The 12843-nt window shown below is 65.8% G+C and carries 15 protein-coding genes, 3 tRNA genes and 2 pseudogenes; 6 read left to right on the top strand and 14 right to left on the bottom strand.

Features of this window, described 5'->3' with window-relative positions:
* Nucleotides 1-21: 21 nt before the first annotated feature.
* The 11 genes from rplK to AC5Y30_RS11045 form a co-directional block, all read right to left on the bottom strand.
* Complete coding sequence (gene rplK, locus AC5Y30_RS11095; protein WP_499918169.1) at nucleotides 22-450, bottom strand: 50S ribosomal protein L11; 429 nt, start codon at nucleotides 448-450, stop codon at nucleotides 22-24.
* Nucleotides 451-497: 47 nt separating this feature from the next.
* Nucleotides 498-1295 (bottom strand): transcription termination/antitermination protein NusG, encoded by a 798-nt coding sequence (gene nusG, locus AC5Y30_RS11090; protein WP_499918168.1) that lies wholly within the window; start codon nucleotides 1293-1295, stop codon nucleotides 498-500.
* 42 nt (nucleotides 1296-1337) lie between these two features.
* Entirely contained in the window at nucleotides 1338-1787 is a 450-nt protein-coding gene (gene secE / locus AC5Y30_RS11085) for a preprotein translocase subunit SecE (RefSeq protein WP_499918167.1), read from the bottom strand.
* A gap of 95 nt (nucleotides 1788-1882) precedes the next feature.
* A tRNA-Trp gene (locus AC5Y30_RS11080) sits at nucleotides 1883-1955 on the bottom strand.
* Nucleotides 1956-2110: 155 nt separating this feature from the next.
* Nucleotides 2111-2611, bottom strand: coding sequence for a (3R)-hydroxyacyl-ACP dehydratase subunit HadC (gene hadC, locus AC5Y30_RS11075; RefSeq protein WP_499918166.1), 501 nt, complete (start codon nucleotides 2609-2611; stop codon nucleotides 2111-2113).
* Nucleotides 2612-2614: 3 nt separating this feature from the next.
* Nucleotides 2615-3043: a (3R)-hydroxyacyl-ACP dehydratase subunit HadB gene (gene hadB, locus AC5Y30_RS11070; protein ID WP_067122372.1), complete on the bottom strand. Its 429-nt coding sequence runs from the start codon at nucleotides 3041-3043 to the stop codon at nucleotides 2615-2617.
* Nucleotides 3030-3509 (bottom strand): (3R)-hydroxyacyl-ACP dehydratase subunit HadA, encoded by a 480-nt coding sequence (hadA, locus tag AC5Y30_RS11065; RefSeq protein ID WP_499918165.1) that lies wholly within the window; start codon nucleotides 3507-3509, stop codon nucleotides 3030-3032. The genes hadB and hadA overlap by 14 nt, the downstream gene beginning before the upstream one ends.
* Nucleotides 3510-3557: 48 nt before the next feature.
* Complete coding sequence (gene rpmG / locus AC5Y30_RS11060; RefSeq protein WP_003898538.1) at nucleotides 3558-3725, bottom strand: 50S ribosomal protein L33; 168 nt, start codon at nucleotides 3723-3725, stop codon at nucleotides 3558-3560.
* A 39-nt stretch (nucleotides 3726-3764) separates the two neighbouring features.
* Nucleotides 3765-3838, bottom strand: a tRNA-Met gene (locus AC5Y30_RS11055).
* 52 nt (nucleotides 3839-3890) lie between these two features.
* Nucleotides 3891-3963: transfer RNA gene (locus AC5Y30_RS11050), tRNA-Thr, on the bottom strand.
* A 122-nt stretch (nucleotides 3964-4085) separates the two neighbouring features.
* On the bottom strand, nucleotides 4086-4292 hold the full coding sequence (locus AC5Y30_RS11045; RefSeq protein ID WP_499918164.1) for a type II toxin-antitoxin system VapB family antitoxin: 207 nt from the start codon (nucleotides 4290-4292) through the stop codon (nucleotides 4086-4088).
* A 90-nt stretch (nucleotides 4293-4382) separates the two neighbouring features.
* Between AC5Y30_RS11045 and AC5Y30_RS11040 the strand changes: the two genes are divergently transcribed.
* From AC5Y30_RS11040 to AC5Y30_RS11020, 5 genes and pseudogenes are all read left to right on the top strand, one after another.
* A complete protein-coding gene (locus tag AC5Y30_RS11040; RefSeq protein WP_499918163.1) occupies nucleotides 4383-5096 on the top strand; it encodes an MBL fold metallo-hydrolase in 714 nt (237 codons plus the stop codon).
* A gap of 70 nt (nucleotides 5097-5166) precedes the next feature.
* A pseudogene (locus tag AC5Y30_RS11035) lies at nucleotides 5167-6020 on the top strand (DUF8453 domain-containing protein).
* Complete coding sequence (locus AC5Y30_RS11030; RefSeq protein WP_499918162.1) at nucleotides 6017-6712, top strand: crotonase/enoyl-CoA hydratase family protein; 696 nt, start codon at nucleotides 6017-6019, stop codon at nucleotides 6710-6712. Before AC5Y30_RS11035 ends, AC5Y30_RS11030 begins: the two are co-directional and overlap by 4 nt.
* 56 nt (nucleotides 6713-6768) lie before the next feature.
* Nucleotides 6769-9209 (top strand): annotated as a pseudogene (locus AC5Y30_RS11025) (molybdopterin oxidoreductase family protein).
* The gene (locus AC5Y30_RS11020; protein WP_499918161.1) at nucleotides 9206-9685 is read left to right on the top strand and encodes a hypothetical protein; all 480 of its coding nucleotides are present in this window, start codon (nucleotides 9206-9208) and stop codon (nucleotides 9683-9685) included. The pseudogene AC5Y30_RS11025 and the gene AC5Y30_RS11020 overlap by 4 nt, the downstream one beginning before the upstream one ends.
* Nucleotides 9686-9794: 109 nt before the next feature.
* On the opposite strand, the gene cynS is transcribed toward AC5Y30_RS11020, so the two are convergent.
* The gene (gene cynS, locus AC5Y30_RS11015; RefSeq protein WP_499918160.1) at nucleotides 9795-10250 is read right to left on the bottom strand and encodes a cyanase; all 456 of its coding nucleotides are present in this window, start codon (nucleotides 10248-10250) and stop codon (nucleotides 9795-9797) included.
* A gap of 62 nt (nucleotides 10251-10312) precedes the next feature.
* Between cynS and AC5Y30_RS11010 the strand changes: the two genes are divergently transcribed.
* Nucleotides 10313-11404: a DUF8808 domain-containing protein gene (locus AC5Y30_RS11010; protein ID WP_499918159.1), complete on the top strand. Its 1092-nt coding sequence runs from the start codon at nucleotides 10313-10315 to the stop codon at nucleotides 11402-11404.
* Nucleotides 11405-11520: 116 nt separating this feature from the next.
* Here the strand turns inward: AC5Y30_RS11010 and AC5Y30_RS11005 are convergent, their stop codons facing one another.
* Both AC5Y30_RS11005 and AC5Y30_RS11000 read right to left on the bottom strand, forming a co-directional pair.
* Complete coding sequence (locus tag AC5Y30_RS11005) at nucleotides 11521-12270, bottom strand: class I SAM-dependent methyltransferase (RefSeq protein WP_499918158.1); 750 nt, start codon at nucleotides 12268-12270, stop codon at nucleotides 11521-11523.
* A 51-nt stretch (nucleotides 12271-12321) separates the two neighbouring features.
* Nucleotides 12322-12837: a nitroreductase family protein gene (locus tag AC5Y30_RS11000; protein ID WP_499918157.1), complete on the bottom strand. Its 516-nt coding sequence runs from the start codon at nucleotides 12835-12837 to the stop codon at nucleotides 12322-12324.
* Between the last annotated feature and the right edge of the window lie 6 nt (nucleotides 12838-12843).

The following is a 12843-nucleotide window of genomic DNA, read 5'->3' as shown; positions in this document are numbered from 1 at the left end:
CCCACGGTGGTGATGCGGGTATTACTCGACGGTGATACCCATCGACCGGGCGGTGCCGGCGATGATCTTGGCGGCTGCGTCGACGTCGTTGGCGTTCAGGTCGGCCTTCTTGGTCTCGGCGATCTCCTTGACCTGATCCCAGGTGACCTTGGCGACCTTGGTCTTGTGCGGCTCGGCCGATCCCTTGCCCACGCCGGCGGCCTTGAGCAGCAGCTTGGCGGCGGGCGGCGTCTTGAGCGCGAAGGTGAAGCTGCGATCCTCGTAGACCGTGATCTCCACCGGGATCACGTTGCCGCGCTGGTTCTCCGTGGCAGCGTTGTACGCCTTGCAGAACTCCATGATGTTGACGCCGTGCTGACCGAGCGCGGGCCCGACCGGCGGCGCCGGGTTGGCCTGCCCCGCCTGGATCTGAAGCTTGATCAGCCCGACGACTTTCTTCTTCGGGGCCATGAGGTTGTGCTGTTCCTTCCTGGGTTACGCCGGGCGTATGCGCCGGTTTAGAGCTTGGAGACTTGGCTGAACGTCAATTCGACCGGCGTTTCGCGGCCGAAGATCGACACCAGCACCTTGAGCTTCTGCTGTTCGCCGTTGACCTCGCTGATCGTGGCGGGCAACGTCGCGAACGGGCCGTCCATGACCGTCACCGATTCGCCGACCTCGTAGTCGACCTCGATGGCCGGCCGTTCCAGGCCGCCGACCTCGGCGGCGGCAGCCGTGGTGGCGGCGCCCTTGGCGGCCTTCTTCGTCGCGCCGCGCGGCAGCAGGAACTTGACCACATCGTCGAGTGTCAGCGCCGACGGACGCGAGGTCGCCCCGACGAAGCCGGTGACGCCGGGGGTGTTGCGGACCGCGGCCCACGAGTCGTCGGTCAGGTCCATGCGCACCAGGATGTAGCCGGGCAGCACCTTGCGGTTGACCTGCTTGCGCTGGCCGTTCTTGATCTCGGTGACCTCCTCGGTGGGCACCTCCACCTGGAAGATGTAGTCACCGACATCGAGGTTCTGCACCCGGGTTTCGAGGTTGGCTTTGACCTTGTTCTCGTACCCCGCGTAGGAGTGGATGACATACCAGTCGCCGGGCTTGCTGCGCAGTTCCGCCTTGAGCGTGGCGGCCGGGTCGGCCTCTTCGGCCGGCTCGTCGGGCGCCGCGGCGGCCTCGGCCGTCTCGTCGGCGGCGTCGTCCGCGGTCGCCTCGGTGACCTCAGCGGCCGCGGAGGTGTCCGTGGCCTGCGCCTGCGCGATTTCGTCCACGTCGACCGCTTCACCCGCGGACGGGTCACCGTCGAAGGTAGTCACGGTTTGAGTCCTCTCTGTCACTTTCAAAGCGGCGTCACTCGCTCAGCCGAACACCAACAGCACCAGCTTGGTCAGGCCGAAATCCGCCAGGCCGACCAGCGCCACCATGAAGGCCAGGAATGCCAGCACAACGGAGGTGTAAGTGAGCATCTGCTTGCGGTTGGGCCAGATGACCTTCCGCATCTCTGCAACGACCTGCTTGAGGTAGTTGAAGACGAACACGAACGGGTTGACGCGGTGGTCGCCGGCCTTCTTGGGCTTCGCGGCCTTCTTCGCCTTGGCGCCCTTCTTGGCCTTGTCCGGCGCGGAAGCTTCGACCTCGTCCGAAGCCTCGGCGTCTTCACCGCCCTCGATGACCCGCTGCCGGGACCGCTTGCCGGTGGGGCGCTGTGGCCGCGTCACCACCGCCGTCCGGCTGGCGCTCGCGCGGCCGTCCTCGTTCTCAGTGCCGTCGCTTGCGGCGTCGTTGGCAACGTCGCCTTCGTCGCTCACCGCATGCTCCTTTGTTTGCTAGTACTTCGCGAACCATCCCGCCGATGGTGGGAACTTTCTTCCAGTGTCCACCATGCCAGGACGTTCGCCATTAGCAGGGGCGACAGGACTTGAACCTGCAACCTGCGGTTTTGGAGACCGCTGCTCTGCCAGTTGAGCTACGCCCCTTCGCGGTTGGCAGGCCAACCTGCGCTTACCTACCGGGGCCTACATGACACGCGCGCCTTCCGATTGCTCGACTCACGGAAAGCGCGCTAATGCTGGGAAAACCCCGAGGACCGAGTGTACTTGATTGCCCCTAAGCGCGGGAAATCCAATAGTGATTACGCCGTCCTGACGACCTGCCCGGATTCCGGGTCCCAGCGCAGGTTGTCGGACTGTTCGGCGTACTGGCTCATCAGCGTGGTGTAGGCCTCCAGGACCAGCTCACCCTGATCGTTGGTGCAGATGTTCTTGGTGACGACGATGTCGGCGCCGAAGCGCTCGTCCACGGATTGGATTTCCATCCGGGCCCATAGCCGGTCGCCGGCCTTGATCGGCTTGGCGAACACGAAGCGCTGGTCGACCTGGACGATCACCAGGGTTTCCATGCCGATGTCGACGTGCCGGAAGAAGTCCAGCTGGACCAGCTTGGCGAAGATGGTCGCGAAGGTCAGCGGCGCGAGGATCGCGCTGTGGCCGAGTTCGGCGGCCGCGTCTTCCCTGTAGTACGCCGGGTGGTCGTTCTTGATGGACTGGGCGAAGGCACGCAGCTGCTCGCGCCCCACCACGAAGGAATCCGGGTACCGCCAGATCATTCCGCGGATGTCTGTCTTGAGCGCCATGAGCTATGCCAGAGTTGCGGACGCGATCGCCCTGCCGAAGATCTTCTTGCCGCCGGTGGTGGCCGTGAGCGCGATCGTCACGGACTTGGTCTCGGGATCGGCGGACTTCACCCGGCCGCTGAAGACGAGTTCGGCGCCCTTGCCGTCGTTGGGCACCGGGACCACCGCGGTGAACCGCACGTTGTACTCGGTGACCGCGCCGGGGTCGCCGATCCACGCGGTGACGTAGCCGCCGCCGATGCCCATGGTGAGCATGCCGTGCGCGATCGCGGTGTCCAGGCCGACGACCTTGGCGATCTCGTCGTCCCAGTGGATCGGATTCAGGTCGCCGGAAACGCCCGCGTAGTTGACCAGATCCTGTCGGGTCAGCGGGTAGGTCTTCTCAGGAAGCTGGTCACCCACCTTCACGGAGCTGAACTCACGCAGTGGCATCAGTAAATCCCTCTTCTCCATCCTCACCGGCACGGCCCGCGAGGGTCGTGTAGGTCTCTTGCACGACGTCGCCGGCGGCGTTGGTGACGACATTCTTGGTGACCACGATCTGGGTGCCGTGCGACTCCCGCAACGAGTCCACGTAGACGTCGCAGTACAGCCTGTCGCCGGCGACGATCGGCCTCTGCATCTTCAGCACCTGGTCGACCTGCACGATCTGCTGGTCGGCGATCGCGATGTTCGCATAGTGGAAGAACGCGGTCTGGGCCTTGTATCCGAAAACACAGATGAAGGTAGGGGGCGCCACCAGACCGCCGTAACCGAGTTCGGCCGCCGCCTTCTCCTCGAAGAACGAGGGGTCGTCGTTCTGCACGGCCACCGCGTATTCGCGGATCTTCTCCCGCTCGACCTCGTAATGATCGGGGTAGCGGTAGTGCATACCGACGATGCTCGGACTTAACGGCACGGTTCTTAAACTACCTAGTCAATCGGAATAAACGCCCGCGGGTGACCGCTAGCGCGTCTCCCTGTGCGCCTGGTGCTTACCGCAATTGGGGCAGAACTTCTTCAGCTCCAGTCGGTCCGGGTCGTTCCGGCGGTTTTTCTTGGTGATGTAGTTGCGGTGCTTGCACACCTCGCATGCCAAGGTGATCTTCGGCCGTACGTCGGTACTGGAAGCCATGACGTTCTCTCTCGATTCCTGAACTGTGCTGTTGTGTTGTAGCGATGGCCGGACTCGAACCGGCGACCTAACGATTATGAGTCGTTCGCTCTAACCGACTGAGCTACATCGCCTCTGGCCACCCCTTTCGGGGTCGGGGCCGCCACGCCTGCTCGGCGTCCGCCGAGCCCCCTAACGGAATCGAACCGTTGACCTTTTCCTTACCATGGAAACGCTCTACCGACTGAGCTAAGGGGGCCGTTCACCCGCAGCGATCTCCTCCGCGCGGGCCTAAAAGAGGGTACAGCCTGGCTCGCAGCGGAACCAAACCACGTTGTATTCCTAGGGATCACCCGGCGATCGACGAAGCCGCGGCAAACATCAGCCGCTTTTGCCGTTGCGCTGAGGTTCCCAGGCACCGAGGTCGCTGAACTCGTCGTATTCGTCGTCCTGTTCGACGGAATCGCCGTCGTTGAGCAGGGTCCGCAACGCGAGATTGATGGCCTCGCGCGCGTCGAGGAGATGGAAGCGGCGGATGGCCTCATCGATCAGATCGGCGTCGACCTCGATTTCCACCTTCTTCCTCATGCGCCAACAATACCCACCACGCCCCGGCCTAATCGGCTCCGAAACGGCGGTGTCGGTGGGCCCTTGGGCTGGGGGTCCTAGTCTGGTCACGTGCCAGAGGACCGGCTGTATTTCCGACAACTGCTCTCCGGTCGCGACTTCGCCGCCGGTGACATGTTCGCGACGCAGATGCGCAACTTCGCCTACCTGATCGGCGACCGGCAAACCGGTGACTGCGTGGTGGTCGACCCGGCCTACGCCGCCGGCGACCTGCTCGACGCGCTCGAGGCCGATGGCATGCACCTGTCCGGCGTGCTGGTGACCCATCATCACCCCGACCACGTGGGCGGTTCCATGATGGGGTTCGCCCTGCCGGGGCTTGCCGAACTGCTGGAGCGGGCATCGGTGCCGGTGCACGTCAATACCCATGAGGCGCTGTGGGTTTCGCGGGTCACCGGGATAGGTCTGGGTGACCTGACCTCCCACGAAAACCACGACAAGATCAGCGTCGGCGACATCGAGATCGAGTTGCTGCACACCCCCGGCCACACGCCGGGCAGCCAGTGCTTCCTGCTCGACGGCCGCCTCGTCGCCGGTGACACGCTGTTCCTGGAGGGCTGCGGGCGCACGGACTTCCCGGGCGGGGACTCCGACGAGATGTACCGCAGCCTGCAACGGCTCGCCACCCTGCCCGGTGACCCGACCGTGTTTCCGGGTCACTGGTATTCGGCGGAGCCCAGCGCGCCGCTCGCGGAGGTCAAGCGTTCCAACTACGTGTATCGGGCAGCCGACCTCGACCAATGGCGGATGTTGATGGGCGGCTGAGGCCGTATCGCTCCGTCACGACCATGCGGCGAGGGCACCGCCCCTGTGATATAAGCGGAGGGTGGATTCCATGGGTTGGATCCAGGACAGCTGGCATGATGTCACGCACGTCGGGTCCGACACCTGGATAGCGTGGGCGGCGTGGGCGGCAATCGTCCTGGCGATCGTCACGCTGGTCTTCATCAATAGGCAGATCAACCGGAATCGCCGCGTCGCTGCCGAGCAGACGCGTCCGCAGGTCGCGATGTTCATGGAGCCGCATTCCGCTGACTGGCACGTGATCGAACTCGTGGTCCGCAACTTCGGGCGGACCGCGGCCTATGACATCGGGTTCTCCTTCGCCAATCCCCCGACCGTGGCCGAATACGAGAACGCCACCGACGGCTACGCCGACGTCGTCGAACTGCGGCTCCCCCGCGAACTGCCCATGTTGGCGTCCGGCCAGGAGTGGCGCATGGTGTGGGATTCCGCGCTCGACCGCGCCGAGATCGGCAGCGGCATCGAATCGCGCTTCACCGGCACCCTGACCTACTACGACCGGCCCGACCGCGGGCACGGCCGGCGGTTTTGGGAGCGCGAGCGTTCCCCGCTGCACACCGACGTCGTGCTGGACTGGGATGCGCTGCCGCCCGTCCAGCGCATCGAATTGATGACCACCCATGATTTGGCGAAGCGGGAGAAGGAGAAGCTGGAGCTGCTGCGCGGCCTGCTCACCTATTTCCACTACGTCAGCAAGGAAACCCGGCCCGAGGTGTTCCGCAGCGAGATCGAACGGATCAACGCCGCGGTCCGGGAAACCCAAGACAGATGGCGCACACGCCAACTCGACGAACCGACCGATGTCAGCCTGCGCTGGAGTAACGCCGAAAACGATCTGGGCAAACACCACAGCCAGCCCGCCTGACGGCAAGGAGTAACCGATGAGCGCCCCGGTCCACTACAGCACCAAGGACTCCATCGCCGTCATCAAGATGGACGACGGCAAGGTCAACGCGCTGGGCCCGACCATGCAGCAGGCCCTCAACGACGCGATCGACCGGGCCGAGGCGGATGACGCCGGAGCGCTGGTGATCGCCGGCAACGAACGGGTGTTCAGCGGCGGCTTCGACCTGAAGATCCTGACCTCCGGTGAGGTGCAGCCCGCGATCGACATGCTCCGCGGCGGGTTCGAGCTGGCGTATCGCCTGTTGTCCCATCCGAAGCCGGTGGTGATGGCGTGCACCGGCCACGCGATCGCGATGGGGGCGTTCCTGTTGTCGGCGGGCGATCACCGGGTGGCCGCACACGCCTACAACATTCAGGCCAATGAGGTCGCGATCGGCATGGTCATTCCCTATGCCGCGCTGGAGATCATGAAGCTGCGGTTGACGCCGTCGGCCTACCAGCAGGCCGCTGGGCTGGCCAAGACGTTTTTCGGCGAAACCGCCCTTGCGGCAGGCTTTGTCGACGAGATCGTGTTGCCCGAGGTGGTGATCGATCGCGCGGAAGAGGCCGCAACCGAATTCGCCGGCCTGAATCAGCGGGCGCACGCCGCCACCAAATTGCGCACCCGCGCCGACGCGTTGACGGCCATCCGCGCCGGCATCGACGGGATCGAAGCCGAATTCGGGGTATAGCGGCGGGGCGTTCGCCCGGACCGGTTTGAGGGGCCGCCGCCGGGGAAGTCAGCGGAATGGCCATAGATCGCATCGCTGACCCCTGGGGAACACGGACTCCCTACGCACCCGGCACGCGGTGGCCGGAACGAGTCGACTCCTACCTGGCCGACGGAGTCAGCGCCGAGTCGGTCGACCGCTGGGTGCAATCGGCCGCGGTGTTGCACTCCAACGGCGACGGCCTGGACATCGCCGTCAAGGACGGGCGGATCGTGGGCGTGCGCGGGCGCGCCGTCGACCGGGTCAACCACGGGCGGCTCGACCCGAAGGATCTGTTCGGCTGGCAGGCCAACGCGTCGCCCGACCGCCTCACCACGCCGATGATCCGGGTCCGCGGCGAGCTGAAGCCGTGCGACTGGGACACCGCCATGCAACGGATCGTGGACCGCACCAAGGAGTTACTCGGCAGCTACGGCCCCAGCTCGATCGGGTTCTACACCTCCGGGCAGCTGTTCGCCGAGGCGTACTACACCCAGGGTGCGATCGCGCACGGGGCGATCGGCACCAACCACGTCGACGGCAACACCCGGCTGTGTACGGCGACGGCCGCCGAGGCGCTCAAGGAATCGTTCGGCTGCGACGGGCAACCGGGCTCCTACACCGATGTCGACCACGCCGACGTCATCGCCTTGTTCGGGCACAATGTCGCCGAGACGCAGACGGTGCTGTGGGCGCGGATGCTGGACCGGCTGGGCGGCGAGTCGCCACCCGCGATCATCTGCGTCGACCCCCGGCTCACGCCGGTGGCCCGCCACGCCACGGTTCACCTGGCGCCGCTGCCGGGCACCAACGTGGCGTTGATGAACGGTCTGCTGCACGAGATCATCGGCCACGGCTGGGTCGACCAGGACTACATCGACACGCACACAGTCGGTTTCGACGAACTGCGTCGCCGGGTCGAGGAGTTTCCGCCCGAGCGGGCCGCCGACATCTGCGGTGTGGCGGCCGACGACATCCGGCACGCGGCGCGGCTGCTGGGCACGGCCGAGCGGCTGATGTCCACCGTGCTGCAGGGCTTCTACCAGTCTCACCAGGCCACCGCGGCGGCCGTGCAGGTCAACAACATTCACGTGGTGCGCGGCATGCTGGGCAAGCCGGGCTGCGGGGTGCTGCAGATGAACGGGCAGCCGACCGCGGAGAACACCCGCGAGTGCGGGGCCGACGGGGACCTGGCCGGCTTTCGCAACTGGTCCAACGACTCTCACGTGGAGGAGTTGGCGAAATTGTGGAACCTGGAACCCCTGCAGATTCCGCACTACGGCCCACCGACGCACGCCATGCAGATGTTCCGCTTCGCCGAAGAGGGAACGCTGCGGATGCTGTGGGTCACCGCCACCAATCCCGCGGTGTCGCTGCCGGAGCTGGCGCGGATCCGCGACATCCTGTCGCAGGAACGGCTGTTCCTCATCGTGCAGGACATCTTCATGACCGAGACCGCCGCGCTGGCCGACGTCGTGTTACCCGCCGCGGCATGGGCGGAGAAGACCGGCACCTTCACCAACGCCGACCGCACCGTGCACCTGTCCGAAAAGGCCGTGGAGCCACCGGGTTCCGCGCGTTCGGACCTCGACATCTTCCTGGACTACGCGCGCCGGATGGACTTTCGCGACAAGGACGGCCAGCCGTTCCCGCCCTGGACGGACCCGGAATCGGCGTTCGAGGCGTGGAAGAAATGCACCGCGGGCCGGCCGTGCGACTACACGGGTCTGACCTACGACAAGCTGCGCGGCGGCAGCGGCATCCAATGGCCTTGCAACGCAGAGCATCCCGACGGCACCGAACGGCTCTACGCCGACGCGAAATTCTGGGCAGCCCCGGACTATTGCGAGGCATACGGCAAAGACCTGATCACCGGCGCCCCATTGCAGCCCGACGAGTACCGCTCGATGAACCCGTTCGGTAAGGCGATCATCAAGGCGGCCGAGTACGTGCCCCTCACGAGCAACCGAGTCCCGACTACCCGTTCGCGTTGATCACCGGCCGCACCGTCTACCATTTCCATACCCGCACCAAAACCGCTCGGGCACAGCAACTTCAACGGGCCGCCCCGGAGGTGTGGGTCGAGGTGTCCGACCGCGACGCGCGGCGCCTGGGCATCGGGGAAGGCGATCTGGTCGAGGTGAGCACGCCGCGCGGCTGCGTGGTGTGCGCCGCGCGCATCTGCGGCATCCGCGACGGGGTGCTGTTCGTGCCCTTCCATTACGGTTACTGGGACACCGACGGCAGGGCCCATCACCGGGCCGGCAATGAAATGACGCTGACCGATTGGGATCCGGTGTCCAAGCAGCCGATCTACAAGACCGCCGCCGCCCGGCTGCGCAAGGCTCGGGTGAGGCCGCCCGGCCGGAATGGGCAGGCGCCGACGACCGCGGCGTCAGCCGATGGATCGGTGCCCGCGACGGTGGGCGGCGCGATGGCCGGCGTCACCGAAGTCGTCCCCGGGGGAGGCCGGCCATGAAGCTGAAGTTGGCGATCCGCGAGCTGCACCGCTCCGAACGCAAGCTGGCGCACGAGCTCAACGTGGTGGCGGCGCGTCACCACAGTGACCAGGACATTCACCACCTCGCACGCGACATGTCCCGCTGGTCGCAGCATCACGTCAGCGAGCTGGCGCGGCACGGGCGTCACTACGGTCTGCGCCTGTCCTCGGACCCGCGCACCGGCGCGATCACCGGCTTTCTGCAGTCGCGGATGAGCGGCCTGCTGCGACACCGGCCGGAGCCCGGCCTGGCGCTGCTGGCCGACCTGCGGCGGATTCACCGGCTGTCGGCGGGGGTGTCGCTGGATTGGGAGCTGCTGGCGCAGGGCGCACAGGCCGCCAAGGATTCCGAACTGCTGAGCCTGTCGTCGCGCTGCCACCCCGAGACGTTGCGCCAGATGCGCTGGGCCAACGCGATGCTCAAAGAGCTGTCCCCGCAGGTCTTGATGAACTGAAACGGCGAACGCGGTGGCCGCCACTGGCCGCCACCGCGTTCCCTTCGCCTCCTCGACGCTAGTTTGACACGCTCGCGACACGCCGTCACTTCACTTTGGCGTGCTCGCCTCAGCCGTCCGCCTCGACCCATTGATAGGGAAGGAATTTGCCGTCGAACGTCACTACGACCCGGTCACCGGACGGGTGCGGCCTCTTCTGCACGTCGAGGCTGAAGTTGATCGCACTCATGATCCCGTCGCCGAACTGTTCGGCGATCACCTCCTTCAGCGCGCCGCCGTACACCTGCAGGGCTTCGTAGAAGCGGTAGATCGTCGGGTCCGTCGGGACCGCGGTGGGCAGCCCGCCGCGCATCGGCGCGGCGGCGAGCACCGGCACCGCGGACTCGTCCAGCTTCAACTTCTCCGCCAGAACCTTGGCCTGCTCCACCGGAATCGGGTGTTGGCCGAGCAGCGCCGCCGTGGTCCACATGAGTGGCCTGCCGATCGCGTCGGCCAGCTCTTGCCACGTCAGACCCTCGCGGAGCCGGGCTATGACGACCTGTTCGGTGATTTCGGTTCTGTTCATGGCCTAAGCATGCCCCGCGGTTTGGCCCGGCGCAGGTGCACGCTTCGGCATACTCAGACGTTATGCCTGAAGTGGTTGATCCGCTGCTGCTGGGCCAGCGCGTAGTGGCAATCCTGGAGACCGGCCTTCGAACTGCGACTTACAAGCTGGCAACCTTGATGGCGTTGCTCGATCAATGCATTGAGCACCTGCCGGCAGATCCGGCCGACACACTCAGTGTGCCGATTCCTGATTTGGCCCACCGAGTCCTTGAAATCTATTGGCGTCAGATCCGGCCCTTCGACGGCCGAGAACTCCGCCAGTCGACGCAATCACGCGCGCGGATCCTTCTCGCGGCCAACGTACTTCGCAATGTTTCAGGAGGCGCTGCGTCCGTCGATCGCGCAATCGTGCAACAACCTCGGGCGTACCAAGCGGCAATCGATGAAATTACGATCTGTTTGGCTCAGCAGCCATTGCATCGGCTTCAACGGCTGCCGGGCACAAGCCAACGCGACGCCTTTCTTTACGACGACTCATTCCTTCATGACCAGATCTCGCGCAGGAGTTTGAGGGAGCACGGTGATGCCATCCATCTCAGACCGGGTATCGCATATGGGCTCGCTCGTTTGGCAGGACTGCTGAAGCCTGCGCTGGAAATCATGTGGGTAGAGGACGTGAGGCGGATGAACAAGTTCCTTGAGGCGGAGGTACCGGACGTGGCGGGACATCTCTTCGGGCGAGAACGAATTGCCCTGGCCGCTGTCCGAGAACCATTCAAGGACGCTTTCGGCGCGCATTGCTTTTACTGTGGTGCGCATTTAGCGGCAGACAATCCGATCGATCACGTCTTGCCCTGGTCCCTGGTCGGCATCGACGGGCTGACCAACCTCGTTTTGGCGTGCAGCAGGTGCAATGGGGACAAAGGCAATCTTCTACCCGCTGTCGAGATCGTGGACCAGGTCCTTGGGCGTGACCGGCAACAGATCCTCGACGACATCGCGGCCGAGTTGCAGTGGCCGACCCAGCGTGATCGGGTCGTCGCGGCGGCCCGTGGGGTATATCGGGGTCAGCCACCAGGGGTACCTACGTGGTCTGGATATCGTCAGACCGCCGTTCTCGATATCAGCTATCCGCCATGGTGGGTCCGGGTCGCCGGGCGAATGGAAGGCTAGTTGCGCCGAGCCGTGTCCGGACCACTGATGCTTCGCACTTTTAGCTAGCAGATGCGCTATCGGAAACGGCCGCGCCATCTATCCTCCGCCGGATACAGCTGCATGCCCGCCGGGCATCACTCCGGCTTGGTCGCGGTGACCACGCGGGTGGAGAACCAGGGTCCGCCGTACCACATCCGCCAGCCGAGGTTGCGCCGCCGCACGTCGCGCCAACCGAGTTCGCGCAGCCGGGCGGCGTGTTGACGCGTCTCCCACAGGTCGGCGATGGCGAGCCGGCCCCCCGGCCGCAGCACCCGCACGGCTTCGTCGAGCGCGCGACGCCGCCCGGCGTGCCCTGGGATGTTGTGGATGGCCAGGTTGCTCACGATCACGTCGACGCTCTCGTCGGGCAGCGGCAGCGCGGTCATGTCCGCGGTGTGCAACTCGATGCGGTCGGCGACATCTTCGGCCACCGCGTTGGCCAGCGTGGCCTGCTCGGAGTTGTCGGTCTGGTCGGCCTGCCAGAGGTCGACGCCGATCGCGCGGCCCCGCGGCAACCGCTTGGCCGCCGCCAGCAGCACGGCGCCGCGCCCGCAGCCGAGGTCGAGCACCGTTTCGTCGCCCGTGAGCCGCAAGTCACGCAGAATCCGTTCCCACACAACGAATTTCCCGGTGCGGGTGGCGTACATGTAGAGGACCACCGCACCCGTGACCCCGGCGGAGGACACCGCGGCCAGCGCCGCCCGAAGCCGCCTGCCGCGCGCCCAGCTGATACCCGCGAACACGGCCAGGGCGGCGGCTTGAGCGCCGATGCCTACCGCCTGCGCGCGCGCCGAGATGGTGTGAAAGGAACCGTCGACTCCGTAATCGCCCTGGTGTTCATGCACGCCGATCAGCTTAGGACTCGGTAAGGCGCCGAAGGTTTTTCGTGTTGGCGATCACCATCGGCCGTGGTGGACGACCTCGGCGAACGGCCGCCTATTCGGTTTGCGGATCGCGGTGAGCGGGCGATCGGCGGGATAGCCCACTCCGAGCAGGAAGGCCACCAGGTGATCGTCGGGCACGCCCAGGATCGCGCGCGCCTTGTCCTGCTCCCCCACCGACGAATGACCGGTCCCGATCCCCAGGTCGGTGGCGGCGATCATCATCGCCATGGTGGCCTGGCCGACGTCGTAGTTGTCGGTGACCACTCGGCGCTCGTCGGGCGGCACCGGGACCACGATCGCTATCGCGGCGGCGGCCCCGGCGATGTGGCCGGCGCCCCGCCAGACCGTGGACAGCTCCGTCAGCTGGTTGCGGTCGGTGACGATGACGAAATCCCACGGCTGGCGGTTCTTCGCCGACGGCGCGCGCCAGCCGGCCTCGGCGATGCGGTCCAGATCCTCGGCCGGTATCGGTTTCGGCTGGTACTCCCTGACATTGCGACGTGCGCAGATCGCGTCCCAAGCTTCCATCTGGGT

This window comes from Mycobacterium sp. NGS27 (assembly GCF_059813005.1).
Note: the sequence above shows the minus strand (reverse complement) of the source record. Positions and strands in the feature narration are given on the sequence as shown.

Coding starts and splice junctions, on each gene's coding strand:
- rpmG (WP_003898538.1), bottom strand. CDS start 3,725: ATGGCTTCCAGTACCGACGTACGGCCGAAGATCACCTTGGCATGCGAG.
- AC5Y30_RS11000 (WP_499918157.1), bottom strand. CDS start 12,837: ATGGAAGCTTGGGACGCGATCTGCGCACGTCGCAATGTCAGGGAGTAC.
- AC5Y30_RS11030 (WP_499918162.1), top strand. CDS start 6,017: ATGAGCGCCCCGGTCCACTACAGCACCAAGGACTCCATCGCCGTCATC.
- rplK (WP_499918169.1), bottom strand. CDS start 450: ATGGCCCCGAAGAAGAAAGTCGTCGGGCTGATCAAGCTTCAGATCCAG.
- hadB (WP_067122372.1), bottom strand. CDS start 3,043: ATGCCACTGCGTGAGTTCAGCTCCGTGAAGGTGGGTGACCAGCTTCCT.
- AC5Y30_RS11010 (WP_499918159.1), top strand. CDS start 10,313: ATGCCTGAAGTGGTTGATCCGCTGCTGCTGGGCCAGCGCGTAGTGGCA.
- cynS (WP_499918160.1), bottom strand. CDS start 10,250: ATGAACAGAACCGAAATCACCGAACAGGTCGTCATAGCCCGGCTCCGC.
- hadC (WP_499918166.1), bottom strand. CDS start 2,611: ATGGCGCTCAAGACAGACATCCGCGGAATGATCTGGCGGTACCCGGAT.
- AC5Y30_RS11020 (WP_499918161.1), top strand. CDS start 9,206: ATGAAGCTGAAGTTGGCGATCCGCGAGCTGCACCGCTCCGAACGCAAG.
- AC5Y30_RS11045 (WP_499918164.1), bottom strand. CDS start 4,292: ATGAGGAAGAAGGTGGAAATCGAGGTCGACGCCGATCTGATCGATGAG.